The organism is Pseudomonas neuropathica (assembly GCF_015461835.1).
Taxonomy (GTDB): Bacteria; Pseudomonadota; Gammaproteobacteria; order Pseudomonadales; family Pseudomonadaceae; genus Aquipseudomonas; species Aquipseudomonas neuropathica.
In genome coordinates, this window is sequence record NZ_JACOPX010000004.1 from 229,930 (window position 1) to 255,204 (window position 25,275).

The window sequence follows — 25,275 nt, forward strand, 5'->3', positions numbered from 1 at the left end:
CGGCAGCTCCTACACAGGATTTGCGTTTCCCCTGTAGGAGCTGCCGCAGGCTGCGATCTTTTAGCGTCTAGACTGGCACCAAAGGGAGTTAAACCATGCTCGGTCGTCGGCGCACCTGCCAATGCTTCATTCTGATGCTGATGCTCAATCTCGGCGGTTGCGCGTCGTGGTTCAACGATGACAGCGTCGACCCCGCCGTGCATCTGGTGAAAGTCGAAGTGGTGCGCGCCAAACTGCTCGAACAGAAATTCATCCTGCACTTTCGCGTCGATAACCCCAACGATAGCGACCTGACCGTGCGCGGCCTCGAATACCGCATACATCTGGCCGACATACTGCTGGCCGAGGGTGAACATGAACAATGGTTTACGGTCGGACCAAAACGCAGTGCCTACTTCAAAGTGCCGATCCGCACCAACCTGTGGCCCCGGGTAAAAGATGTGGTGAAAATGCTGAAAAGCTCGAATCAACAGATTCCCTATCGCTTGCAGGGTGAGATGGAAACCGGTTTATTCATCGCCCACTACGTGCACCTTGAGCGCAATGGCGTGATAATCCCCGCCGATTTAATTCCGGAGCAACACCGATGACCCAGCAACCTCATGTCCATGGCCCTGACTGCAACCACGATCATGACCATCATCACGAACATGACCACGGCCACGTGCACGGCCCGAACTGCGGCCACGCCCACCAGGAACCGGTGCGCAACGCCCTGAAAGACGTCGGCCGCAACGACCCGTGCCCATGCGGCAACGGCAAGAAATTCAAGAAGTGCCACGGGGCGTGATGCCCGGGGCGAAGAACCTCTTCGCCTGACCTGCCGCCTTCGCGAGCAAGCTCGCTCCCACAGTCATTCGAGTTCCTCCAGTTGGAATGCAATCCCTGTAGGAGCGAGCCTGCTCGCGAAGGGGCCGGCACATACGGCGAAGTTTTTTCAGCCTGCCCCTAGAATCCGGGCAGAGTTGACCACCGTCGCATACTCACCCTGCAAATTCCCCAGCGACATCCCGTGCACTTCTTCAGCTGTGCGCAACGTGCCGAAATAATCGACCTTGTCGAAGGTAAAGCACGCATCCTCCACCACCCATGCATCGAACCCCAGATTGCCCGCCGTGCGCGCCGTCGACTCCACCGAGTTGTTGGACGCCACACCGACGATGATCAATTGCCCAATCCCCGCCTCACGCAGCCGCGCCTCTAACCCGGTGGCACAAAACGCATCCGGCACCTGTTTCTGAATCAGCCACTCACCGTCCTGCGGCAAAAACCGCTGCTGAAACTCCACCCCTTCCTGCTCCGGCCAAAACACCGAATCCGGTTCACGTGACAGATGTTGCACATGAATCACCGGCCTTGCGCTACGCCGCCACAGCCCCAGCAGATCAAGGATTCGCTCTTCCGCCTGAGGATTATTCCTTCGCCCCAAACGCGGCTGCAGGATGCCTTTTTGCTGGTCGATGATGATCAGTGCAGCGTTGGCCTGAAGCTCCATGGCGATTTTTCTCATGCAGAGTCATTGAATTCTGCGCAGTTCAGCATCACCTCTTCCTACTAAGCAAGCTATCGAACGCACACGGGACGACCTGACGCCGGCGTTTGCTGTCCGCACGCAAGTCCATTTCTGCTTTGGAGCTCTCCATGATCGACCTGTATTACTGGACCACCCCCAACGGCCACAAGATCTCTCTGTTCCTCGAAGAAGCCGGCCTGCCGTACAACGTGCACCCGATCAACATCGGTCAGGGTGAGCAGTTTCAGCCACACTTTCTGAAAATCGCCCCGAACAACCGCATCCCGACCATCGTCGATCATGAACCGGCCGATGGCGGCGAGCCGCTGTCGCTGTTCGAATCCGGGGCGATTCTTTTGTATCTGGCGGAGAAGACCGGGAAATTTCTGCCCCAAGACCTGCGCGGTCGGCAAACGGCGCTGCAATGGCTGTTCTGGCAAATGGGCGGACTGGGGCCGATGGCCGGGCAGAATCACCATTTCAGCCAGTTCGCCCCGGAGAAAATCCCCTACGCGATCAAGCGCTACATCGACGAGACCGCGCGGTTGTATGGCGTATTGAACAAGCAACTGGCTGATAACGAATTCGTCGCCGGCAGCGAATACAGCATTGCCGACATGGCGATCTATCCATGGATCGTCTCGCACAAGTGGCAAAGCCAGAACCTTGAAGACTTCCCACATGTGCAGCGCTGGTTCAACCACATCAAGGATCGCCCGGCGACGGTGAAGGCCTACGCGTTGGTGCAGAAAATCAAACCACCGAAGGCTTGATTGAACGGCAAAAGATCGCTGCCTTCGGCATCTCCTACAGGGGAACACATGCTTATGCAGGAGCTGCCGCAGGCTGCGATCTTTTCCATTCGACAGAAATACGCAAATAACCCCCGCCCCCGCTTGCGCGGCCACCTCCTGCTCACTAACGTAGCGCCTTTACTGACGCTACCCCCCGCAGGAGCTTTGCCATGGCCTCGCCAGCCCTCACACATTTTCTTCCCCGGTTCGGCGTTGCCGCAGCAGTGGCCGGTGTTTTGGGCCTGTCCGGTTGCCAAACCTGGAATGCTCAGGACACCCTCCCGCCGACCTCAGGCGTGCAACCGCTCAAGGGTCTGGCGCAGAACGTGTCGGTACGTCGCAATGCCATGGGCATGCCGCTGATCGAGAGCAACACCTTCCACGACGCGCTGTTCAGCCTCGGCTATGTGCACGCCAGCGACCGCATCAACCAGATGGTGACCTTGCGCCTGTTGGCGCAGGGCCGTCTGGCGGAAATGTCCGGCGCGTCAATGCTCGACGCCGACCGCTACATGCGCGCGGTCAATCTGAAGAAAAGCGCTGGCGAGCTGTACAAGGCCTCGTCGCCTCGCCTCAAGCGTTTCTTCGAAGTCTATGCACGAGGGGTCAACGCCTACCTGTTCCGCTACGCCGACAAGTTGCCGGGTGATCTCGCCTCCAGTGGTTACAAGCCGGAATACTGGAAACCGGAAGACTCGGCGCTGATTTTCGCCCTGCTGAATTTCAGCCAATCAGCCAATCTGCCGGAAGAGATTTCCTCGCTGGTGCTGGCGCAAACCGTTACTACCGACAAACTCGCCTGGCTGACGCCGTCCGCGCCTGACGAAAACCTGCCACTGGCCGAGGCCGACAAGCTGCAAGGCCTCAAGCTCAACGGGCAGATTCCCGGCCTGACCGAACTGAGCAACGCCAGCCAGCAACTGTCGGCGCTGAACCTGCTCGGCACCCCGTCTTCGAACAACTGGGCGATCGCCCCGCAACGCAGCCGCAGCGGCAAGAGCCTGCTGGCCAGCGACGCCCATGGGCCGCTGGCCGCGCCGTCGCTGTGGAGTTTCGTGCAGATCCGCGCACCGAAATATCAGGCCGCCGGCGTCACCGTTGCCGGTCTGCCGATGGTCCTCGGCGGTTTCAACGGCAAAGTCGCGTGGAGCATGACCAGCGTGCTCGGCGATAACCAGGATCTGTTTCTGGAAAAAATCCGTCGCCAGGGCAGCAGCCTGACCTACGAGGTCAACGGCAAATGGCAGCCACTGGGCGTGCGCAACGAAACCTACTTCGTCAAAGGCCAACGACCGATTCGCGAAGCGGTGTACGAAACCCGCCACGGCGCATTGCTCAACAGTGCTCAGGCGGCCGCGCAAGGCAGCGGTTTCGGTCTGGCCTTGCAGACCCCGAGCTTCACTGATGACAAGTCGCTGGATGCGTTTTTTGATCTGACCCGTGCGCAAACCGTTGAACGCGCTTCCGACGCGAGCCGCGAGATCCGCGCCATCGCCCTGAATCTGGTGTTCGCCGATGCGAGCAACATCGGTTGGCAGGTCACCGGGCGTTTCCCCAACCGCCGCGAAGGCGAAGGCTTGCTGCCGTCGCCGGGCTGGGAAGGTCGCTACGACTGGGACGGTTACGCCGACCCGATGCTGCATCCGTACGATCAGGATCCGGCGCAAGGCTGGCTCGGCACCGCCAACCAGCGTGTGATTCCTCACGGCTACGGCATGCAACTGTCCAACTCCTGGGCAGCGCCGGAGCGCGGCGAACGTCTGGCCGAACTGGCCGGCAGCGGCAAGCACGACAGCCGCAGCGTGATCGCCATGCAGTACGACCAGACCACCACCTTCGCCGCCAAGCTGAAGAAAGTCTTCGAAGCACCGGGCATGAAGCAGCCGCTGAAACAGGCGATCGATGCCCTGCCGGAAGCGGATCGCAGCAAGGCGCGCGAAGCGTTCACGCGGTTGATGGCGTTCGACGGCAAGCTCAGCCCGACCTCGGCGGATGCGGCGATCTACGAGCTGTTCCTGCAGGAAAGCATGAAGCAGATCTTCCTCGATGAGCTCGGTCCGGAATCGAGTCCTGCGTGGAAGGCGTTTATCGCCAATGGTGATTTGTCCTACGCGGCGCAGGCTGACCATCTGTTGGGGCGCGAAGACAGTCCGTTCTGGGACGACATTCGTACACCGCAGAAAGAAGACAAAGCGGTGATTCTTGCCCGTAGCTTCGCGGCGGCGATCAGCGCTGGCGAGAGTCAGTTGGGCGGCGATCACCGCGCCTGGCAGTGGGGCAAGCTGCACAGTTATGCCTGGAAGAACAGCAATGGACAGACCGTGCGCGGACCACTGGCGGCCGGTGGCGATCACACCACGTTGAACACGTCGGCGTTCGCTTGGGGTCAGGATTTCACCACGACGCGTGCGCCGTCGATGCGTTTCATTGTCGACTTCGGCCAGGCTGAACCGCTGATGGGGCAGAACGGTACGGGGCAATCGGGTAATCCGGTGAGTCCGAACTACCTCAATGGCATCGATGCGTGGTTGAAGGGGCAGTACATCGGCTTGCCGATGCAGCCGCAGAACTTTGACCGGGTGTACGGCAAGACCCGCCTGACCCTCACCCCCGGCAAATAAGCTGTACATCAAAAGCCCCTCACCCTAACCCTCTCCCGGAGGGAGAGGGGACTGATTGGGGGATGCTGCAGACTTACGCCGACCTGACAGTGCTGTGCCGAATCCGGAATCAACTCGGTTCGTGTAGTGCCGAATCCAGAGTCAGCTCGTTTCGTGCTGTCACCCAATCCATAATCGACTCGGTTTTTCAGGTCGATGTAGCTCGCCAGCCACCTCGGTCGGCCCCCTCTCCCTCTGGGAGAGGGCTGGGGTGAGGGTTGCTCTTCAAAGTCGATAGAACTTCCGGACACGCGCCAGCCTCATAGCTAACAAGCCCTCCATTCTGGTAATGACATGGACCTTGTTATCGCCCGCCCCGAAGGCCTTTATTGCCCTGCGGGAGATTTCTACATAGACCCGTGGCGCCCCGTCGAGCGCTCGGTCATTACCCATGCCCACGGCGATCACGCCCGTACCGGCAATCAGCACTACCTCGCCAGCAGCGCCAGCGAAGGGATTCTGCGTGCGCGCCTCGGTCAGGACATCAACCTGCAAACTCTCGCCTACGGTCAGCGCCTGACGCACCACGGTGTCACCTTGAGTTTTCACCCCGCCGGCCACGTGCTCGGCTCGGCTCAAGTACGCCTCGAATACGGCGGTGAAGTCTGGGTCGCATCGGGCGATTACAAGATCGAACCGGACGGCACCTGCGCCCCGTTCGAACCGGTGCGCTGCCACACCTTCATCACCGAATCGACCTTCGGCTTGCCGATTTATCGCTGGCAGCCCCAAGCGCAGGTGTTCGGCGAGATCAATCAGTGGTGGGCGACGAACATCGCGGCCGGCAAGGCCAGCGTGTTGTTCTGTTACTCGTTCGGCAAGGCTCAACGAATACTCCACGGCATCGACGAAAGCCTCGGTCCGATCCTCAGCCACGGTGCGGTCGAACCGCTGAATCGGGTCTACCGCGAGGCCGGCGTGTATTTGCCGCCGACAATCTACGCCGGAGAGGTGAAAAAAAACGACCCGATCATGCGCCAGGCCCTGGTCATCGCCCCACCCTCGGCCGGAGGCAGCAGCTGGATGCGCCGTTTTGGCGAGTACAGCGACGCATTTGCCAGTGGCTGGATGCGCTTGCGTGGTACCCGGCGGCGGCGCGGCGTCGATCGCGGTTTCGTGCTCTCCGATCACGCCGACTGGCCCGGCCTGTTGTGGGCCATCGAGCAAACCGGTGCGGAACGCGTCATGGTCACTCACGGTTCGATCGGCGTGCTGGTGCGGCATCTGCGCGAACGGGGTCTGGATGCCCAGGGTTTCAACACCGAATACGGCGATGACGAAGAAGAAAACCTCGCCACCGAACCGACCATCGCAGAGATGCCCGCATGAAAGCATTCGCCGAGCTGTACGCCGAACTCGACGCGACCACCTCGAGCAACGCCAAACTGGCGGCGATGCAAGCCTACTTCGCCCAGGCCGAACCGCACGACGCCGCGTGGGCGGTGTACTTTCTCTCCGGTGGCCGGCCCCGGCAACTGGTGCCGGTGAGAATCCTGCGCGAGCTCGCGGTCGAGGTCTCCGGCCTGGAACCGTGGCTGTTCGAGGAAAGCTATCAAGCGGTCGGCGACTTGGCGGAAACCATTTCACTGGTGCTCGCAGAAAACCCGCACAGCTCCGACGCCGGCCTCGCCGAATGGATCGAAGAAAAACTCCTGCCGCTGCGCGGTGAAACTCCAGAGTACTTGAGCCGACAACTGCCGGCCCTGTGGGCGCAACTGGATCGATCAAGCCTGATGCTGTGCATCAAATTGATCACCGGCAGTTTCCGCGTCGGTGTCTCGAAACTACTGGTTACCCGGGCCTTGGCCTCGATGGCCGGGCTGGACAGCAAACGTGTGGCGCAGCGCTTGGTCGGTTACACCGATCTGTCGAACCGGCCGAGTGCGGCCAGTTATCTGAAACTGATCGCCCCTGAGTCCAGCGATGAACATGCCCAGCGCGGTGGCCAGCCTTACCCGTTTTTCCTCGCCCACGCGTTGTCGCAACCGGTCGAAGAGTTTGAAACGCTGATCGGCCCTGCGAGCAACTGGCAGATTGAATGGAAATGGGATGGCATCCGCGCACAAGTGGTCAAGCGTGAGGGGCGGCTGTGGATTTGGTCGCGGGGCGAAGAACTGGTCACCGAGCGTTTTCCCGAACTGGATGTGCTGGTGCACGGCCTGCCTGACGGCACGGTGATCGACGGCGAGATCGTCGTGTGGAAAAGCACGCATCCGCGCACCGAAGACGCCTTTGATCCGCAATCGACCGAACCGCCGGCGGTGCAGCCGTTCGCCCTGCTGCAACAACGCATCGGCCGCAAGACCCTCGACAAGAAAATCCTCGAAGACGTGCCGGTGGTGGTGCTCGCCTACGATTTGCTGGAATGGCAAGGCGAAGACTGGCGCAACCAGCCGCAAGCGAAACGTCGGGCGCAACTGGAAGCGGTGATTGCGCGCTGCAACAGCCCGGTGCTGCTGGCCTCACCGGTGCTGACCGGCACTGATTGGTTGGACCTCGCCCGCCAACGCGAGTCCTCGCGGCGACTGGGTGTCGAGGGCATGATGCTCAAGGCGCGGGATTCGCTGTATGGCGTGGGGCGAACCAAGGACATGGGCGTGTGGTGGAAGTGGAAAGTCGACCCGTTCAGCGTCGATGCGGTGCTGATTTACGCGCAGCGCGGTCACGGTCGCCGGGCCAGTCTGTACAGCGATTACACCTTTGCCGTGTGGGACGGCCCGCCCGATTCGAGTCAGCGCGCGCTGGTGCCGTTCGCCAAGGCGTATTCGGGGCTGACCGATGAGGAAATGCGTCAGGTCGACAGCATCGTGCGCAAGACCACCGTAGAAAAGTTCGGCCCGGTCAGCAGTGTGAAGCCGAGTCTGGTTTTTGAACTGGGCTTTGAAGGTATTGCCCTGTCACGCCGACACAAGAGCGGGATCGCGGTGCGTTTTCCGCGGATGCTGCGCTGGCGGCAGGACAAGACCGTGGATGAAGCGGATAGCCTGGCCACTTTGCAGGATCTGCTGGCCTGACCCCTTTTCCCGGGACATCAATCGATCATTTGATCGATCGGCTTCAAATCAGTGCACGCTTTCTGCAATGCCCATTTCCGGGCATTCAATCGTCCTCATCCCTCCCCGCCCAACCTTTTAAAACACTTGTTCGGGACTCTGGTTCGGAAATTGCTACTTTCTATAGGTCGTACGCGTTCCAGTAACAATAATTCTGCGCCACAAGCGCTCATATTGGTTCTTAGGGATTGAATAATGAAAAAAGCATTGCTGACCCTTTCTGCACTGGCGTTGTGCATGGCCGCTGGCTCCGCGCTGGCCAAGGAATACAAAGAGCTGCGCTTTGGCGTTGACCCTTCGTACGCACCGTTCGAGTCGAAAGCGGCCGACGGCAGCCTGGTGGGCTTCGACATCGACCTGGGCAACGCGATCTGCGCCGAACTCAAGGTCAAGTGCAAGTGGGTCGAAAGTGACTTCGACGGCATGATTCCGGGCCTCAAGGCCAACAAATTCGACGGTGTGATCTCGTCGATGACCGTGACCCCGGCTCGCGAAAAAGTCATCGACTTCTCCAGCGAACTGTTCTCCGGCCCGACCGCTTACGTGTCGAAAAAAGGCTCCGGCATCACCGCCGACGTTGCTTCGCTGAAGGGTAAAACCGTCGGTTACGAGCAAGGCACCATTCAGGAAGCTTACGCCAAAGCCGTGCTGGACAAGGCCGGCGTGAAAACCCAGGCCTATCAGAACCAGGATCAGGTGTACTCCGACCTGACCTCCGGCCGTCTCGACGCCGGTATTCAGGACATGCTGCAAGCCGAACTGGGCTTCTTGAAGTCGCCACAGGGTGCCGACTATGACGTCAGCAAGCCCGTCGACAACGAATTGCTGCCAGCCAAAACCGCTGTCGGTATTAAGAAAGGTAACACTGAGCTGAAGGCGCTTTTAGATAAAGGTATCAAAGCGTTACACGATGACGGCAAATACGCCGAGATTCAAAAGAAACACTTTGGCGATCTGAATCTGTACAGCGGCAAATAATGCCCCGGCGCCCATCCTCGATGGGCGCCTTTTCCATCCGCTCAGGTTGCTGATTTATGTTCGAAAACCTCTTACAAAATCTGGGGCTCTCCGCCTTCAGCCTCAAGGGCTTCGGCCCTTTGCTGTTGGAAGGCACCTGGATGACCATCAAATTGTCGGCGTTGTCGCTACTGGTGGCCGTGTTGCTCGGTCTGCTGGGCGCCAGCGCCAAACTGTCAAAAATAAAACTGGTGCGCCTGCCCGCCCAGCTCTACACCACGCTGATTCGCGGGGTGCCGGACCTGGTGCTGATGCTGCTGATCTTCTACAGCCTGCAAACCTGGTTGACGTCCCTGACTGACTACATGGAATGGGAATACATCGAGATCAACCCGTTCAGCGCCGGGGTGCTGACGCTGGGCTTCATTTATGGCGCGTATTTCACCGAAACTTTCCGTGGCGCGATCCTCGCCGTTCCGCGCGGTCAGGTTGAAGCCGCCACCGCGTATGGCCTCAAACGCGGCCAGCGCTTTCGATTCGTGGTGTTCCCGCAAATGATGCGTTTCGCCCTGCCGGGCATCGGCAACAACTGGATGGTGATGCTCAAGGCCACCGCGCTGGTGTCGATCATCGGCCTCGCCGACCTGGTCAAAGCGGCGCAGGACGCCGGTAAAAGCACTTATCAACTGTTCTACTTCCTGGTCCTCGCCGCGTTGATCTATCTGCTGATCACCAGTGCCTCGAACTTCATCTTGCGCTGGCTCGAACGCCGCTACGCCGCCGGTGCCCGGGAGGCCGTACGATGATCGAACTTCTGCAGGAATACTGGCGCGCCTTCCTTTATACCGACGGCCAGAACATCACCGGGCTGGCGATGACGATGTGGTTGCTCAGCGCCTCGATCTTCATTGGTTTCCTGGTGTCGATCCCGTTATCGATCGCGCGCGTCTCACCGCACTTCTACATCCGCTGGCCGGTGCAGTTCTACACCTACCTGTTCCGTGGCACGCCGCTGTATATCCAGCTGCTGATCTGCTACACCGGGATCTACAGCCTGGCCGCCGTGCGTGCGCAGCCGCTGCTCGACAGTTTCTTTCGCGATGCGATGAACTGCACGATCCTCGCCTTTGCCCTGAACACTTGCGCCTACACCACGGAAATTTTCGCCGGGGCGATCCGGAGCATGAACCACGGCGAAGTCGAGGCGGCCAAGGCTTATGGGCTGACCGGCTGGAAACTGTATGCCTACGTGATCATGCCGTCGGCGCTGCGCCGTTCGTTGCCGTATTACAGCAACGAAGTGATCCTGATGCTGCACTCGACCACCGTGGCCTTCACCGCGACCATCCCCGACATCCTGAAAGTTGCGCGGGACGCCAACTCGGCGACCTTCCTGACCTTTCAGTCGTTCGGCATCGCCGCGCTGATCTACCTGACCATCACCTTTGCGCTGGTCGGCCTGTTCCGCCTTGCCGAACGCCGATGGCTGGCCTTCCTCGGGCCGACTCACTAGGCCCAGCTCAGGAATAAAGAGATAAAAAATGCGCCACCTGATTCATGACTTGCTGGCCCCGCTGCCGGGGACCGCACGACAGATCCACAGCTTCCACTTCGGCCCGGAGCAGGCCAAAGGCAAGGTCTACATTCAGTCCTCGCTGCACGCCGATGAATTGCCCGGCATGCTCGTGGCCTGGCACCTCAAGCAGCGTCTGGCGGAGCTGGAAGCCGCCGGGCGCCTGCGCAGCCAAATCGTGCTGGTGCCAGTGGCCAACCCGGTCGGCCTCGAACAAGTGCTGATGGACGTGCCGCTGGGCCGCTACGAACTGGAGAGCGGGCAGAACTTCAACCGCTGGTTCGTCGATCTCAGCGAAGAGATCGGCAACGCCATCGAAGGCAAGCTGAACGACGATCCGCAACACAACCTCGAACTGATCCGCACGCATCTGCGCGACGCGCTCGCCCGCCAGACCGCCAGCACGCAACTGCAATCCCAGCGTCTGACCCTGCAACGGTTGGCCTGCGACGCGGACATGGTGCTGGACTTGCATTGTGATTTCGAATCGGTGGTGCACCTCTACACCACGCCCGAAGCATGGCCGCAGGTCGAACCGCTGGCGCGCTATATCGAAGCTCAGGCGAGTCTGTTGGCCACCGACTCAGGCGGTCAGTCGTTCGACGAATGTTTCACCCTGCTGTGGTGGCAACTGAAGGAGCGCTTCGGCGAACACTTCGAGATTCCGCTGGGCAGTTTTTCAGTCACCGTCGAGTTGCGCGGCCAGGGCGACGTCACCCATCCGCTGGCCAGCCGCGACTGCCAGGCGCTGATCGATTATCTGATCCAGTCCGATGCGATTGTCGGCGAGACCAAATCGCAACCACCGTTGCCGTTCCCCGCTACGCCGCTGGCCGGTGTGGAACCGGTGACCACCCCGGTCGGCGGGCTGCTGGTATACACCGCCACGGCGGGTCAATACCTCGAAGCCGGGCAACAGATCGCCGAAATCATCGACCCGATCCACGACCGGGTCACCCCCGTTCATTGCACCAGCGCCGGCGTGATGTACGCCCGCTCGCTGCGACGCATGGCCACTGCCGGCATGGTTATCGCCCACGTCGCGGGCGCTGAAGCCTATCGCAGCGGCTACCTACTTTCGCCTTGAGGATGTCTGTCCCATGTACAAACTGACCGTTGAAGGCCTGCACAAAAGCTATGGCGACCATCAGGTGCTCAAAGGCGTTTCGCTCAAGGCCAAGACCGGCGACGTGATCAGCCTGATCGGCGCCAGCGGCTCGGGCAAAAGCACCTTTTTGCGCTGCATCAACTTTCTCGAACAACCCAACGACGGCGCCATGAGCCTCGATGGCCAGGCGATCCGCATGGTCACCGACCGCCACGGCATGCACGTCGCCGACGCCGATGAACTGCAACGCCTGCGCACGCGGCTGGCGATGGTGTTCCAGCACTTCAACCTGTGGAGCCACATGACCGTGCTGGAAAACATCACCATGGCCCCGCGCCGGGTGCTGGGTTGCAGCAAACAGGAGGCCGACGACCGTGCGCGGCGTTATCTGGACAAGGTTGGCCTGCCGGCACGAGTGGCCGATCAATATCCGGCGTTTCTCTCAGGCGGTCAGCAACAGCGCGTGGCGATTGCCCGGGCGCTGGCGATGGAGCCGGAGGTAATGCTGTTTGATGAACCGACCTCGGCGCTCGATCCGGAATTGGTCGGTGAAGTGTTGAAGGTGATTCAAGGGCTGGCCGAGGAAGGCCGGACCATGATCATGGTGACCCATGAGATGAGCTTCGCCCGGAAGGTTTCGAGCCAGGTGTTGTTTCTGCATCAGGGATTGGTTGAAGAAGAAGGCGCGCCCGAGGATGTGCTCGGCAATCCGAAAAGCGAGCGCCTCAAACAATTCCTCAGCGGAAACCTCAAGTAGCCCACGTTCCCCTGTAGGAGCTGCCGAAGGCTGCGATCTTCTGATCTTGTTTTGTAGAGATCAAGATCAAGATCAAGATCAAAAGATCGCAGCCTTCGGCAGCTCCTACACGGTCACCCTGATTAAACCTTTCGCCAACTGATGTGGTCACTGGAAGAACCCCTCCAGAGCGCGCGCAGCCCGCATGGCGAAATCCTCCGACCTGGCAAAAATCTGGTTCAGCGCCCGCAACTGGAAGCCGTTCGCCTTTCAGAAACAGGTCTGGGCGGCGGTCAAAAACGGCCAATCCGGTCTGCTCCACGCCAGCACCGGTGCCGGTAAAACCTATGCGGTGTGGTTTGCCGCGCTCAATCGCTTCGCCAAATCCGCCGCTGTTGTTGAAATCTCACGCAAGCGCAAACCACCGGCCGAACCACTGACCGTGCTGTGGATCACCCCCATGCGCGCCCTCGCCGCCGACACTGCGCGCGCCCTGCAAACACCGGTCGATGACCTGCAGATCCCATGGAGCATCGGCCTGCGCACCGGCGATACCAGCAGCAGCGAACGCGCCCGGCAGAGCCGGCGCCTGCCGACCACGCTGATCACCACTCCGGAAAGCCTGACCCTGCTGCTCGCCCGCGCCGATGCACAGGTGGCGCTGTCGAGCCTGCGCATGATCGTCGTCGATGAGTGGCACGAATTGCTCGGCAACAAGCGCGGCGTGCAACTGCAACTGGCCCTCGCCCGCCTGCGGCATTGGCAACCCGAGCTGATCGTCTGGGGGGTGTCCGCCACTCTCGGTAATCAATCCCACGCCGAACAAGTGCTGATCCCACAGGGCGGCGGCATCAGCATTCAGGGGCAAAACGAAAAAGCGTTGAAGGTCGACACCCTCCTTCCATCGGCGATTGAACGTTTTCCGTGGGCCGGACACATCGGCTTGAAGATGCTGCCGCAAGTGGTCGCCGAACTGGAGGCCTGCGCCAGCACTTTGGTGTTCACCAATACCCGGGCGCAATCGGAAATCTGGTATCAGGCACTGCTGGAGGCGCGACCCGATTGGGCCGGGTTGATCGCTTTGCATCACAGCTCTCTGTCCCGCGATACCCGTGACTGGGTGGAACAGGCCTTGAAGGACGGCCATTTAAAAGCCGTGGTCTGCACCTCAAGCCTGGATCTGGGCGTGGATTTCCTGCCGGTCGAGCGCGTGCTGCAAATCGGCTCGGCCAAAGGCGTCGCACGTTTGATGCAACGCGCCGGGCGCTCCGGCCATGCTCCGGGGCGCACCTCGCGAGTAACGCTGGTGCCGACTCACAGCCTTGAGCTGATCGAAGCCGCTGCCGCCCGTGATGCCGTCGAACAACGGCGTATCGAACCACGCCAGTCACCGCACAAACCGCTGGATGTGCTGGTCCAGCATTTGGTCAGCATGGCCCTCGGCGGTGGATTTTTACCCGATGAGCTGTACGAAGAAGTCCGTGGCGCCTGGGCTTATCGTGACCTGACACCCGCCGATTGGGCCTGGGCGCTGGCTTTCGTACGCCATGGCGGGATGTCTCTGACAGCCTATCCGGATTACCGCCGGGTCGAGCCAGACGAGCATGGCGTCTGGCGGGTGCCGGATGCGCGATTGGCGCGGCGCCATCGCATGAGCATCGGCACCATCGTCAGTGACGCGAGCATCCATCTGAAATTCTGGAGCAAGGGCGGCGGTGGCAAACAGTTGGGCAGTGTCGAGGAAGGTTTCATCGCACGGCTTAAACCGGGTGACGGTTTTCTCTTCGCCGGGCGTTTACTGGAGTTGGTGCGAGTGGAAAACATGACCGCTTACGTCAAACGCAGCACCGCAAAAAAAGCCGCCGTGCCGCGCTGGAATGGCGGGCGCATGCCGCTTTCCAATGAGCTCGCCGCCGCCGTCGTCAGTCGTTTCAGCGCGGCCGCGCAGGGTGAGTTTGTCGGGCCGGAAATGCACGCACTGCGGCCGTTACTGGAAACGCAGATGCGCTGGTCTGGCCTGCCCACCACCGAAAACCTGTTGGCCGAGGTGCTGAAGTCCCGCGAAGGCTGGCACCTTTTCCTCTATCCCTTTGCCGGGCGCCAGGTGCATCTGGGACTGGCGAGCCTGTTGGCATGGCGCGTCAGTCAACGGCAGCCTGTGACGTTTTCCATCGCGGTGAACGATTACGGCCTGGAATTGCTCAGCGCCACGCCGATCGACTGGGCCGAGTATTTGAATGCCGATCTCTTCAATGCCGATGATTTATTAGCGGACGTTCTGGCCAGTCTGAACGCAGGCGAACTGGCCTTGCGCCGTTTTCGCGAGATCGCGCGGATTGCCGGGCTGGTCTTCGCCGGCTACCCCGGCGCACCGAAAAGCACCCGACAGGTGCAGGCGTCCAGCGGACTGTTTTTTGAAGTGTTCAAACAATACGACGCAGATAATCTGTTGCTGGCCCAGGCCGGGGAAGAAGTCCTGCGAGAAGAACTGGATATTCAGCGTCTGGAGCAGACATTGGACCGGATCAATCAGATGAAACTGGATGTGCATCAGGTTAAACGTCCTACACCGCTGGGCTTCCCGCTGCTGGTGGAGCGCATGCGCGAAAGCATGAGTTCGGAAAAACTCGCTGATCGCATCAGACGAATGGTTGGTGATCTGGAGAACAGCGCCGACAAGGATAAATCCTCATGAGTTCAGGCTACCCGGTACGCCTGGCCGGCGAAGAACTATGGCTTTTGCCGGAAAAAGCCCTGTACTGGCCCGCACAACAGGTCCTGCTGATTGCCGATGTGCATTTCGGCAAAGCGGCGGCTTACCGCAGTCTGGGTCAACCGGTTCCGCACGGCACCACGGCGAGCAATATCGCAGTGATTGATCAACTGCTGGCGAAGCTGCCCTGCCGGTTATTGATCTTTCTCGGCGACTTCCTCCACGGGCCCGGCTCTCATGCGCCAGGCACGCTGGACGCGCTGGCACAATGGCGCGCGCGCCACGCGGATCTGCCGATGACACTGATTCGCGGCAATCATGACAAACGCGCCGGTGATCCACCTGAATCGCTGAATATCCGGGTGGTGCCGGAACCGCTGCTGCTCGGGCCATTCGCCTTGCAGCACGAGCCTGATCCGCACCCTGAAAGGCACGTGCTGGCGGGTCACGTACACCCGGTCTATCGCCTGCACGGCAAGGGTCGGCAAAGCTTGCGCCTGGCGTGTTTCAGGCTCGGCGAACGCTTCAGCCTGCTACCGGCATTCGGCGCCTTCACCGGCGGCTATGCGGTCGAGCGCGAAGTGAGTTGCAGGATTTTCGTCATCGGCGATAACGAAATATGGCCAGTCAGTTGAAGTCTTTGCAGACCTCATCTGACTGGCCATTGGTTGTCAATGCTGATCAGGCAACTGGTGCCGGTGGCGGCTCGTCCGGCAGCGTCGGTTCGCCCGGTTCGGTCGGTTGTTCGTTGGGGGTATCGGGATCGGGCTGTCCGGGAATTCCGCCAGCCATGCTCAGCGACGGATGCGCCAACAAGGACCAGGCCAATACGCCAATCTGATTGGGCTCGAGCCTTGCCAGTTCGGCAGTGATTTGCGGATCGATCTTCATAGGGCACTCCTCGGCGAAGGCCCGTTTTGCCGAAAGCAAAAACGGGCAGTACACCCCATAGAGTGTCTGCCCGCCAAAGAATTCCCGCGATCTGTCGGATGGACCGATCAGGTGCGCGGCAAGGTCACGCCACGCTGGCCCTGGTACTTGCCGCCACGGTCCTTGTAGGACACTTCACATTCCTCGTCGGATTCGAGGAACAGCATCTGTGCCACGCCTTCGTTGGCGTAGATTTTCGCCGGCAGGTTGGTGGTGTTGGAGAATTCCAGGGTCACGTGGCCTTCCCACTCAGGCTCAAGCGGCGTGACGTTAACGATGATGCCGCAACGCGCGTAGGTGCTTTTACCCAGGCAGATGGTCAGCACATTGCGCGGAATGCGGAAATATTCGACGGTGCTGGCCAGGGCGAAGGAGTTCGGCGGAATGATGCAAACATCGCTGTGGACGTCGACGAAGCTGCCCGGATCGAAGTTTTTCGGGTCGACGATGGACGAGTTGATGTTGGTGAACACCTTGAAGTGATTGGTGCAGCGCACGTCGTAGCCGTAGCTCGATACACCGTAGGAGATCACTCGGCTGTCATCGCTGCCACGCATCTGGCGCTCGACGAACGGCTCGATCATGCCCTGTTCCTGCGCCATGCGGCGAATCCACTTGTCCGATTTGATGCTCATGGCGGGGTGTCCTGAATAGCGAGGTGGAAAAATTCTGTCCGGCATCTTACCGGGCGCGCCGCCGGGTTCAAAGTGCGCGGTGCAATTCTCGCCGAACACCCATGAAATACGGGCTTTGGCGACGAACCGTCACACCGCCGATCCCGAAAACAGAGAAACCTTCGCAAGAAGCATTGGCACTTCTCGGAAACTGGGTTAAGGTGGCGTCACTGTGTTGCTTGTGTCACTGAGAATCTCTACACGATATGTTGAATTTCGATCCAACCATCTACAAGAATTTTTCCTGCTCTTTGCACTCAGTCTCGGCCAGGGTTCTTCCTGAGTCGCAGTTATCTTTGTTCAAGGAGTTACACCATGTCTAATCGCCAAACCGGTACCGTTAAGTGGTTCAACGATGAAAAAGGCTTCGGCTTCATCACTCCACAATCCGGTGACGACCTGTTCGTTCACTTCAAAGCTATCCAATCCGACGGCTTCAAAAGCCTGAAAGAAGGCCAACAGGTTTCTTTCATCGCTACCCGCGGTCAGAAAGGCATGCAAGCTGAAGAAGTACAAGTTATCTAACTTGTAGCTTCTTTAGAAAAGAGCCCCGCCCTTAAAAGCGGGGCTTTTTTGTGGGCGTCTGTTTTGTACAGGCAAAAAAAATCGCAGCCTGCCAGGGCTGCGATTTTTTTGTGGGTGCCTTACCAGGCCACGCCAAACCCGGCGGTATAACGGGTCTTGTTCAGATCGGCATCGTTGGTGCCACTGATGATGTCACGCTCAGCCTTGAGGTTGAGCGACGCCCAGTCGGTAACCTTGTAGCGCAGCCCCAATTCAGCATCAAGCGCGTAATCGGCAACACCCGACAGCGGCTTGCCCACTTCACCGTTGGTGAAAAATTCGACCTTCTTGCCAATCAGGTAACGGTTGTAATCCCACTTCATCGCGACGGAATAGAAGTTGTCCTTGCTGCCATCGCGATACTCGTAGTCGGTGCGGTTAAGCAGCGAGCCCAGCGAGAACGCGCCCAACTCGTCATCCCAGAACTGATAGCCGGGACCGGTACCGACCACACGCTGACGCGCCAGCTCTTCGATGTGATCACGCTTGTAGTTCAGACGACCCTGCCAAAACCATTTATCGGTCAGGAAGCGGTCGAGTGCGTATTCGGCGCGCCAGTTGTCGGTGGTGGTTTCGTCGTCCTGGACTTCGCGGTTGTACTCACCTTCGGCGGTATGACGCCAGCGACCATGACGCGCCGTGGTCTTAAAGCCGACATCGTAGTCATCGGTGTCTTTCTCGGCGCGTTGATAATCCAGCGCCAAATCGACATTGCCCTTCCACACCAGATCTTCGACCACCGGTTTCGGTTTGAGAATCTGCTGAATGCTCGCCAGCTCAACGGTTTTCGGCGCCTCACCGTTGGCCAGGGTGACCTTGCCATCTTCCGCGGCCGTCAGCGATTTGGACACTTCACCGCTGTAGGCATCCTGTTTGACCAGCAAGTGCTGATCACTGTCCAGCGTCTTGACCTCTTTCCAGTCAATAGTGACCGCACCGGCGTATTTGGTCTGGATCAACAGCTTGCCGCCATCGAACACGGTGATGGTGCCGCTCAACTTGTCACCGTTCTTCAACCAGACGGTGTCGGCAAGCAGGGGCGTGGACGCACTGAAAACAGCAAGGCACAGCAGGGATCTGGACAACATAAGCAAATCGAAGGCTCAAGTTTGCGAAAAAAGGTCGGCATTATCCGTAGGAATAAGACCCTGACAAGGACTGACCGGACGATTTCCGATGAGTTCATTTCTCAATTGCGCGATCACCGTTTACTCTGAAAGTCATCAGACTGTTCATGCTCAGGAACCGCGTACGTGAAAGACCCGCTCGACAGCGTTGAAAACGATGCGCAAATCCGACGCACGGCGCTCTACTCGACGCTCGCCCAAGTGCCCGAAGGCAAAGTCGTCAGCTATGGTCAGTTAGCTGAACTGGCCGGGTTGGGGCGCGCCGCCCGCTGGGTCGGCCGCACCTTGAGTCAGTTGCCCGGCGATACAAAGCTGCCTTGGCACCGTGTGCTGGGCGCCGGCGGTCGGATCAGCCTGCCGGTGGGCAGCCCGTCCGGCGATGAACAACGGGCCCGATTGCGCACGGAAGGCATCACCGTCCTGAACAATCGTGTGGATATTCAGCGCCATGGCTGGCGTCCGGTAGAGCACAGCGGTTAGAGTGCGCGCTTTGTTTCCGCAATCTTGAGGCAGACTTCAGCCCATGCCCCGTAAAACCTGGCGCGCCGCGCTAGCCGCTTATGCCAGTCCTTCGACGCTCGTGCTGTTGTTGCTCGGTTTCGCCGCCGGCCTGCCGTACATGCTGGTGTTCTCTACGCTTTCCGTCTGGCTGCGTGAAGCCGGTGTCGCCCGTGAAACCATTGGCTACGCCAGCCTGATCGGCCTGGCCTATGCGTTCAAATGGGTCTGGTCACCACTGCTCGACCAATGGCGCCTGCCGTTGCTGGGCAAACTTGGCCGTCGCCGTTCGTGGCTGGTGCTCTCACAAGCCCTGGTCATCCTCGGCTTGATCGGCATGGGTTTCTGCGACCCGCAAAAGCACCTGTCCTGGTTGATCGCCATTGCGGTTGTCGTCGCCTTCGCCTCCGCCACCCAAGACATCGCGGTCGACGCCTATCGCCTGGAAATCGCCGAAGACAACCGCCAGGCCGCCCTCGCCGCCAGCTATATGTCCGGGTATCGCGTGGCTGCACTGCTGGCCACCGCTGGCGCGCTGTTCTTCGCTGAGGGCTTCGGCTCCACTGGCTTCAACTATCAGCATTCGGCCTGGGCCGGCACCTACGCGCTGTTCGGTGCCTTGATGATTCCCGCGCTGCTCACCACGCTGTTCATGCGCGAGCCACCGGTGCCGCTACGCACTCAGTTGCAGGCCGGGCGTTACACCTTCATGCACCAACTGATGTCGGTGTTTGTGCTGATCGTGTTGCTGGTCTCGGTACCGGCGATGTTCACCCAGCTCTACAACACTGATTTCGCCAGCGTACTGTTCGGCGGCATGAGCCCGCTCGACCTGCTGCTTGAAGACCGCGCGTTTCTGCGCGCCATTCTGTATACGCTGCTGACCGGTCTGTGCCTGTCGACCATGGGCCGTCGCGGCCTCGCCCCGGTGCTGACGCCGGTCAATGACTTCATTCTGCGCTATCGCTGGCAGGCACTGCTGTTGCTCGGCCTGATCGCCACCTATCGAATGTCGGACACGGTGATGGGCGTCATGGCCAACGTGTTCTACATCGACCAGGGTTTTACCAAGGATCAGATTGCCAGTGTCAGCAAGATCTTCGGCCTGATCATGACGCTGGTAGGCGCCGGCATGGGCGGCCTGCTGATCGTGCGCTTCGGCATTCTGCCGATCCTGTTCATCGGTGGGGCGGCCTCGGCAGCCACCAACCTGCTGTTCGTCATGCTCGCCGACATGGGCCCGAACCTGCAGATGCTGGTGGTGACCATATCCCTCGACAACTTCAGTTCCGGCCTGGCGACATCGGCGTTCGTTGCCTACCTGTCGAGCCTGACCAACCTGAAGTTCTCGGCCACGCAATACGCGCTGCTCAGCTCGATCATGCTGCTGTTGCCGCGTCTGATGGGCGGCTATTCCGGGGTTCTGGTGGAGAAGTTCGGTTACCACAGTTTCTTCCTGATCACCGCCCTGCTCGGTGTGCCGACTCTGCTGTTGATCGCCCTGCACTGGTTCCAGGAGAGCCGCCGCCAAGGCCCGACGCCAACGCCGGAGCCTGTGCCGACACCGGTCGCAGAAGAATCGTAAGACGTTTCGGCAACGGCGGGAGGAATCCCGCCGTCGTGCCCCCCCCTACTGACCTCACGCCTGTACGTCGGCAAAACTCGCCGGTACACTGCGGAGTCATTTCCAGTCATAGCAACCGACAACGGCCAACCATGCGCACCAGTCAATTTTTGCTCGCCACACAGAAAGAAACGCCTTCCGACGCGGTCGTGATCAGCCACCAGCTGATGCTGCGCGCCGGCATGATCCGCAAGCTCGCCTCCGGCCTGTACACCTGGCTGCCCATGGGCCTGCGAGTCATGCGCAAGGTTGAAGCCATCGTTCGCGAAGAGATGAACGCTGCAGGTTCTCTGGAAGTGTTGATGCCGAGCACGCAACCGGCCGAGCTGTGGCAGGAATCGGGGCGCTGGGAAGAGTACGGCCCTGAGCTGCTGCGCATCAAAGACCGCCACGGTCGCGACTTCTGCGCGGGCCCGACCCATGAAGAAGTGATCACCGATCTGATGCGCAACGAGTTGAGCAGCTACAAACAGCTGCCGATCAACCTGTACCAGATCCAGACCAAATTCCGTGACGAAATCCGCCCACGCTTCGGCTTGATGCGTGGCCGTGAATTCATCATGAAAGATGCTTACTCGTTCCACGCTGATCAGGCATCGCTGCAGGTCACCTATGACCGCATGCACCAAGCGTACTGCAACGTGTTTACCCGCTTGGGCCTGAAATTCCGTCCGGTTGAAGCCGACAACGGTTCGATCGGTGGCGCGGGTTCGCACGAATTCCACGTACTGGCCGAATCCGGCGAAGACGACATCGTCTTCAGCAACGGTTCCGACTACGCGGCGAACATCGAAAAAGCCGAAGCGGTGCCACGCGAAACCTCGCGCGCCGCTCCGACCGAAGAGCTGCGCCTGGTCGATACGCCAGACACCAAAACCATCGCGGCGCTGGTGGAAAAATTCAATCTGCCGATTGAAAAGACCATCAAGACCCTGATCGTGCGCGCCGAAGAAGAAGGCAAGCTGATCGCGCTGGTCATCCGCGGCGACCACGAACTCAACGAAATCAAGGCTGCCCAGCAACCTGGCGTAGCCAGCCCGCTGGTCATGGCCACCGATGCCGAACTGCGTGACGCCATCGGCGCCGGCGCCGGTTCGCTCGGCCCGCTCAACCTGCCGCTGCCAATCATCATCGACCGTTCGGTCGAACTGATGAGCGACTTCGGTATCGGCGCGAACATCGACGACAAGCACTACTTCGGCGTGAACTGGGAGCGTGACCTGCCGGTTCCGACCATCGCTGACCTGCGTAACGTGGTCGCCGGTGATCCAAGCCCGGACGGCAAAGGCACGCTGGAAATCAAGCGCGGCATCGAAGTCGGGCACATCTTCCAGCTGGGCAACAAGTACAGCAAGGCGATGAAGTGCGAAGTGCTGGGCGAGAACGGCAAGCCAGTCACCCTGGAAATGGGTTGCTACGGCATCGGCGTATCTCGCGTGGTGGCTGCGGCCATTGAGCAGAACAACGACGCCAACGGCATCATCTGGAGCGACACCCTGGCGCCGTTCCAGATCGCTCTGGTACCGCTGCGCTATGAAACCGAGCAGGTCCGTGAAGCCACCGACAAGCTGTACGCCGAACTGACGGCCGCCGGCTTCGAAGTGCTGCTGGACGATCGCGACAAGAAAACCAGCCCGGGCATCAAATTCGCGGACATGGAACTGATCGGCATTCCACACCGGATCGTGGTCAGCGACCGCGGCCTCGCCGAAGGCAACCTGGAATACAAGAGCCGTACCGAGCCGGAAGCGCAAGCGCTGCCGGTCGCCGATGTGGTGTCCTTCCTTCAGGCCCGTATCCGCCGCTGAAACCAGATAGAGACGTCATGTTCAAGCGAAACACCTTAGGCCTCGGTGGCACCGCCCTGTGCGGTGCCCTGCTGGTCAGCGGCTGTGCCAATCACATGTCACAACGCAGCGAGCACGAAGAGCGGGTCGAGCGAAAATTGCTCGACCACAGCCTGCAGATCGATGTCGGTGAGCCTAAGGAGCTTGAGCTGCCGCAGCGACGCGTAAAGATCAACGAGCAGAAGACCTTCGAAGTCACCGAGTTCGAAGTGACGCGTCGCTACGATCGCTACACGCCTTACCAGCCTTGGCGGGAGATCTATGAGATTCCGCTAGGCGCGGTAGCCGTGGTGGGCGGCATCGGCGCCAACGTGGTCAATGTGTTCGCCCTCGGCAACTTGCCGGACAGCGTCACCAGGGACTGGCTGAGCTATGGTTTTGCCGGGCTCAACCCGTTCATGAACGCGCAGTCCAACGGTCGTGCGCAACAGAACCTGGCCGGCATCGATGAAGTCCAGCGCGACAAGCGTACGGAGTATTCGAGCCTGCCGTGGAGCGAACGTCCGGTGCAGGTCAAGGCTGGCAAACAGACCTTCGACATGACCACTGATCGTAACGGTGTGCTGCGCCTGAACCTGCTCGACAGTCCGTTTGCCGAAAATGACCTTAATCATGTCGGCAAACTGCAGATCAGCGTCGAAGACGCCAAGGATGACGTGCACTCTGACTCATCGCTGATGATCAGCAGTCATCTGCGCGGCAAGTTGCTGGAAGCGCACGGGCTGATTTATGACGACCTGGAAGACGACGAAGTGAGCCAGTGGGTGCACCGGGTCAAACGTCTGTCGGAACTGGGTCTTGAAGAAGAAGCCAGCGAGCTGGAACAAAGCCTGATCGAACTGACGCGCAATGATCCCGAGTTGCAGACCGAGTTTCTCAAGTCGCTGACCAAGGATGCCGGGCGCCTGGTGGCTGATCCGGGACCGAATTAAGGCCTATTAAAAGATCGCAGCCTGCGGCAGCTCCTACATTGGAACGCATTTCAATGTGGGAGCGAGCTTGCTCGCGAAGAGGCCCTGACAGACACCGCAAAACTACCGCTCAAACAACTCCATCTGCTCAAACCCTCCGCGTAAATCCTCCAGCCTTACCCCAACCCCCAACAACCGCACCGGTTTGCCGCCGCGATTGAACGCCTGCGTCAGCATCAACTGATAACTGCCCAGATCCCGCCCCGCCCCGGCCTGCTCCAGCGTCGTCTGGGTAAAGTCATGAAACTTCACTTTCACGAACGGCTTGCCCGGCCGATAACTGCTGTCGATCCGCGCCATACGGGTTTTCAGGGTTTCCAGGAGTTCGGGCAATTTTTCCAGGCAACTGCGCAGATCCGGCAGATCAACGTCGTAGGTATTTTCCACACTGATGGACTGACGCCGGCTGTCGTTATGCACCAACCGATCATCGATCCCACGGGCCAGACTCCAAAGTCGCTCGCCAAAACTGCCGAACTCGCGCACCAGCGCCAGCTTGTCCCACTCGCGCAAGTGCTGGCAGTCGACGATCCCCAGCTTGCCGAGCTTGTCGGCGGTGACCTTGCCGACGCCGTGCAACTTGCTCACCGGCAAACCGCTGACAAACTCCTCCACCTGATCCGGCGTAATAACGAACAAGCCGTTGGGCTTTTTCCAGTCACTGGCGATTTTTGCCAGAAACTTGTTCGGCGCCACGCCCGCAGACACGGTGATGTGCAATTGATTGGAGACCCGCCGGCGAATGTCTTGGGCAATGCGTGTGGCACTGCCGCCGAAATGCGCGCTATCGGAAACATCCAGATAAGCCTCATCCAGCGACAGCGGTTCAATCAGGTCGGTGTAGTCGCTGAAGATCGTGTGTATTTCTTTCGACGCTTCGCGATACGCGTCCATGCGCGGCTTGACGATGGTCAGGTCCGGGCACAGCTTCAAAGCATGTCCCGAAGCCATCGCCGAACGCACACCATAGGCCCGCGCTTCGTAATTGCAGGTGGCGATCACCCCGCGCCGGTCCGCCGAACCACCCACCGCCAACGGCTTGCCGGCCAGACGCGGGTCATCGCGCATCTCGATAGCGGCGTAGAAGCAATCACAGTCGATGTGGATGATTTTTCGCTGAGTCATGTCAGAAAAGGAAACGTGGCGAGCCGGATCGGCAGTATCTCACTGACACCTGTATATAGCACCAGTGGTATGAAGGTTCTTTCCGGACGGTAGGAAATGTCCTTTGAATTTATTTTATCAATCGAAGAGAGGCATCCAATAGAGCTGAAAGCCTTGCGCCACCTGCCCTGCAGCGCGAAAAACACCCGACAAAAAGCGCTAACCGATTGAACCTCAACAGATTTTATTCAGATTGCAGGTTGACACCCCGGCGTTCCTCTGTAGAATGCCGACACACAGACGCGGGATGGAGCAGTCTGGTAGCTCGTCGGGCTCATAACCCGAAGGTCGTCGGTTCAAATCCGGCTCCCGCAACCAAACATCAAAAAAGGCTACTCGAAAGAGTGGCCTTTTTTGTGCGCGTCTGTTTTATCGATTTCCTCTTCTTATAGAGAAGCGATCGCCAAACAGGAATTCTTTGCATTTCCGAAACTTAACGCGCCACCTGCGACCGTTTGACGCGATTGCACACTTATTTGACCCTTTACGGGATTAGCGGTTGACACCTCGCCGTTCGCCTGTAGAATGCCGCCACACAGACGCGGGATGGAGCAGTCTGGTAGCTCGTCGGGCTCATAACCCGAAGGTCGTCGGTTCAAATCCGGCTCCCGCAACCAAACATCAAAAAAGGCTACTCGAAAGAGTGGCCTTTTTTGTATCTGTTGAAAAAGTCCTTTCGCAACAATGATCTGTCACTGTGCAGTGAACCGCTTGGGATCTTCAGAAGTACTCACTTGCGACTATGCTTGAGTCGCAGGCATGGCCTCTG

General features: G+C 59.6%; 23 protein-coding genes and 2 tRNA genes. 20 read left to right on the forward strand and 5 right to left on the reverse strand.

The window, feature by feature from the left end; translation table 11 throughout:
• Positions 1 to 95 precede the first annotated feature (95 nt).
• A complete protein-coding gene (locus H8F23_RS06835) occupies positions 96 to 590 on the forward strand; it encodes an LEA type 2 family protein (protein ID WP_194933838.1) in 495 nt (164 codons plus the stop codon).
• Entirely contained in the window at positions 587 to 790 is a 204-nt protein-coding gene (locus H8F23_RS06840) for an SEC-C metal-binding domain-containing protein (protein ID WP_034154967.1), read from the forward strand. The genes H8F23_RS06835 and H8F23_RS06840 overlap by 4 nt, the downstream gene beginning before the upstream one ends.
• A gap of 147 nt (positions 791 to 937) precedes the next feature.
• Here the strand turns inward: H8F23_RS06840 and H8F23_RS06845 are convergent, their stop codons facing one another.
• Complete coding sequence (locus H8F23_RS06845; RefSeq protein WP_194933947.1) at positions 938 to 1,495, reverse strand: cysteine hydrolase family protein; 558 nt, start codon at positions 1,493 to 1,495, stop codon at positions 938 to 940.
• Between the two features lie 146 nt (positions 1,496 to 1,641).
• Here H8F23_RS06845 and H8F23_RS06850 point away from each other — a divergent pair, with 146 nt between their 5' ends.
• The 11 genes from H8F23_RS06850 (at position 1,642) to pdeM (ending at position 15,742) form a co-directional block, all read left to right on the forward strand.
• Positions 1,642 to 2,286 carry a glutathione binding-like protein gene (locus H8F23_RS06850; RefSeq protein ID WP_194933839.1) on the forward strand — a complete coding sequence of 215 codons (645 nt, stop codon included), beginning with the start codon at positions 1,642 to 1,644 and terminating at the stop codon, positions 2,284 to 2,286.
• Positions 2,287 to 2,477: 191 nt separating this feature from the next.
• The gene (locus tag H8F23_RS06855; protein WP_194933840.1) at positions 2,478 to 4,928 is read left to right on the forward strand and encodes a penicillin acylase family protein; all 2,451 of its coding nucleotides are present in this window, start codon (positions 2,478 to 2,480) and stop codon (positions 4,926 to 4,928) included.
• 333 nt (positions 4,929 to 5,261) lie between these two features.
• Positions 5,262 to 6,296, forward strand: coding sequence for a ligase-associated DNA damage response exonuclease (locus tag H8F23_RS06860; RefSeq protein WP_194933841.1), 1,035 nt, complete (start codon positions 5,262 to 5,264; stop codon positions 6,294 to 6,296).
• A complete protein-coding gene (locus H8F23_RS06865) occupies positions 6,293 to 7,981 on the forward strand; it encodes an ATP-dependent DNA ligase (protein WP_194933842.1) in 1,689 nt (562 codons plus the stop codon). Before H8F23_RS06860 ends, H8F23_RS06865 begins: the two co-directional genes overlap by 4 nt.
• A 234-nt stretch (positions 7,982 to 8,215) precedes the next feature.
• The gene (locus tag H8F23_RS06870) at positions 8,216 to 8,998 is read left to right on the forward strand and encodes a transporter substrate-binding domain-containing protein (protein WP_008083900.1); all 783 of its coding nucleotides are present in this window, start codon (positions 8,216 to 8,218) and stop codon (positions 8,996 to 8,998) included.
• Positions 8,999 to 9,054: 56 nt separating this feature from the next.
• On the forward strand, positions 9,055 to 9,783 hold the full coding sequence (locus H8F23_RS06875) for an ABC transporter permease (RefSeq protein WP_093436331.1): 729 nt from the start codon (positions 9,055 to 9,057) through the stop codon (positions 9,781 to 9,783).
• Positions 9,780 to 10,490 (forward strand): ABC transporter permease, encoded by a 711-nt coding sequence (locus H8F23_RS06880; RefSeq protein WP_034154960.1) that lies wholly within the window; start codon positions 9,780 to 9,782, stop codon positions 10,488 to 10,490. The genes H8F23_RS06875 and H8F23_RS06880 overlap by 4 nt, the downstream gene beginning before the upstream one ends.
• Before the next feature lie 28 nt (positions 10,491 to 10,518).
• Positions 10,519 to 11,637: a succinylglutamate desuccinylase/aspartoacylase family protein gene (locus H8F23_RS06885; protein WP_099758172.1), complete on the forward strand. Its 1,119-nt coding sequence runs from the start codon at positions 10,519 to 10,521 to the stop codon at positions 11,635 to 11,637.
• A 13-nt stretch (positions 11,638 to 11,650) separates the two neighbouring features.
• Entirely contained in the window at positions 11,651 to 12,415 is a 765-nt protein-coding gene (locus H8F23_RS06890) for an ABC transporter ATP-binding protein (RefSeq protein WP_034154958.1), read from the forward strand.
• 184 nt (positions 12,416 to 12,599) lie between these two features.
• Positions 12,600 to 15,089, forward strand: coding sequence for a ligase-associated DNA damage response DEXH box helicase (locus H8F23_RS06895; RefSeq protein ID WP_194933843.1), 2,490 nt, complete (start codon positions 12,600 to 12,602; stop codon positions 15,087 to 15,089).
• A complete protein-coding gene (gene pdeM / locus H8F23_RS06900; RefSeq protein ID WP_194933844.1) occupies positions 15,086 to 15,742 on the forward strand; it encodes a ligase-associated DNA damage response endonuclease PdeM in 657 nt (218 codons plus the stop codon). Before H8F23_RS06895 ends, pdeM begins: the two co-directional genes overlap by 4 nt.
• Before the next feature lie 46 nt (positions 15,743 to 15,788).
• On the opposite strand, the gene H8F23_RS06905 is transcribed toward pdeM, so the two are convergent.
• Complete coding sequence (locus tag H8F23_RS06905) at positions 15,789 to 15,998, reverse strand: hypothetical protein (RefSeq protein ID WP_194933845.1); 210 nt, start codon at positions 15,996 to 15,998, stop codon at positions 15,789 to 15,791.
• Between the two features lie 107 nt (positions 15,999 to 16,105).
• Entirely contained in the window at positions 16,106 to 16,672 is a 567-nt protein-coding gene (gene dcd / locus H8F23_RS06910) for a dCTP deaminase (RefSeq protein ID WP_093436360.1), read from the reverse strand.
• A gap of 354 nt (positions 16,673 to 17,026) precedes the next feature.
• Between dcd and H8F23_RS06915 the strand changes: the two genes are divergently transcribed.
• Complete coding sequence (locus H8F23_RS06915; protein ID WP_002554837.1) at positions 17,027 to 17,236, forward strand: cold-shock protein; 210 nt, start codon at positions 17,027 to 17,029, stop codon at positions 17,234 to 17,236.
• A gap of 119 nt (positions 17,237 to 17,355) precedes the next feature.
• Here H8F23_RS06915 and H8F23_RS06920 read toward each other — a convergent pair whose 3' ends face one another.
• Entirely contained in the window at positions 17,356 to 18,363 is a 1,008-nt protein-coding gene (locus tag H8F23_RS06920) for a DUF481 domain-containing protein (protein ID WP_093436364.1), read from the reverse strand.
• Positions 18,364 to 18,528: 165 nt separating this feature from the next.
• Between H8F23_RS06920 and H8F23_RS06925 the strand changes: the two genes are divergently transcribed.
• From H8F23_RS06925 to H8F23_RS06940, 4 genes are all read left to right on the forward strand, one after another.
• Positions 18,529 to 18,882 carry an MGMT family protein gene (locus tag H8F23_RS06925; RefSeq protein ID WP_194933846.1) on the forward strand — a complete coding sequence of 118 codons (354 nt, stop codon included), beginning with the start codon at positions 18,529 to 18,531 and terminating at the stop codon, positions 18,880 to 18,882.
• A gap of 43 nt (positions 18,883 to 18,925) precedes the next feature.
• Positions 18,926 to 20,485, forward strand: coding sequence for an AmpG family muropeptide MFS transporter (locus tag H8F23_RS06930; RefSeq protein WP_093436370.1), 1,560 nt, complete (start codon positions 18,926 to 18,928; stop codon positions 20,483 to 20,485).
• Between the two features lie 131 nt (positions 20,486 to 20,616).
• Positions 20,617 to 22,332: a proline--tRNA ligase gene (locus tag H8F23_RS06935; protein WP_194933847.1), complete on the forward strand. Its 1,716-nt coding sequence runs from the start codon at positions 20,617 to 20,619 to the stop codon at positions 22,330 to 22,332.
• Between the two features lie 17 nt (positions 22,333 to 22,349).
• A complete protein-coding gene (locus H8F23_RS06940; RefSeq protein ID WP_194933848.1) occupies positions 22,350 to 23,303 on the forward strand; it encodes a hypothetical protein in 954 nt (317 codons plus the stop codon).
• A 102-nt stretch (positions 23,304 to 23,405) separates the two neighbouring features.
• Here the strand turns inward: H8F23_RS06940 and dinB are convergent, their stop codons facing one another.
• Positions 23,406 to 24,467 carry a DNA polymerase IV gene (dinB, locus tag H8F23_RS06945; RefSeq protein WP_194933849.1) on the reverse strand — a complete coding sequence of 354 codons (1,062 nt, stop codon included), beginning with the start codon at positions 24,465 to 24,467 and terminating at the stop codon, positions 23,406 to 23,408.
• 280 nt (positions 24,468 to 24,747) lie between these two features.
• Between dinB and H8F23_RS06950 the strand changes: the two genes are divergently transcribed.
• Both H8F23_RS06950 and H8F23_RS06955 read left to right on the forward strand, forming a co-directional pair.
• A tRNA-Met gene (locus H8F23_RS06950) sits at positions 24,748 to 24,824 on the forward strand.
• Between the two features lie 222 nt (positions 24,825 to 25,046).
• Positions 25,047 to 25,123, forward strand: a tRNA-Met gene (locus tag H8F23_RS06955).
• Positions 25,124 to 25,275: the final 152 nt, after the last annotated feature.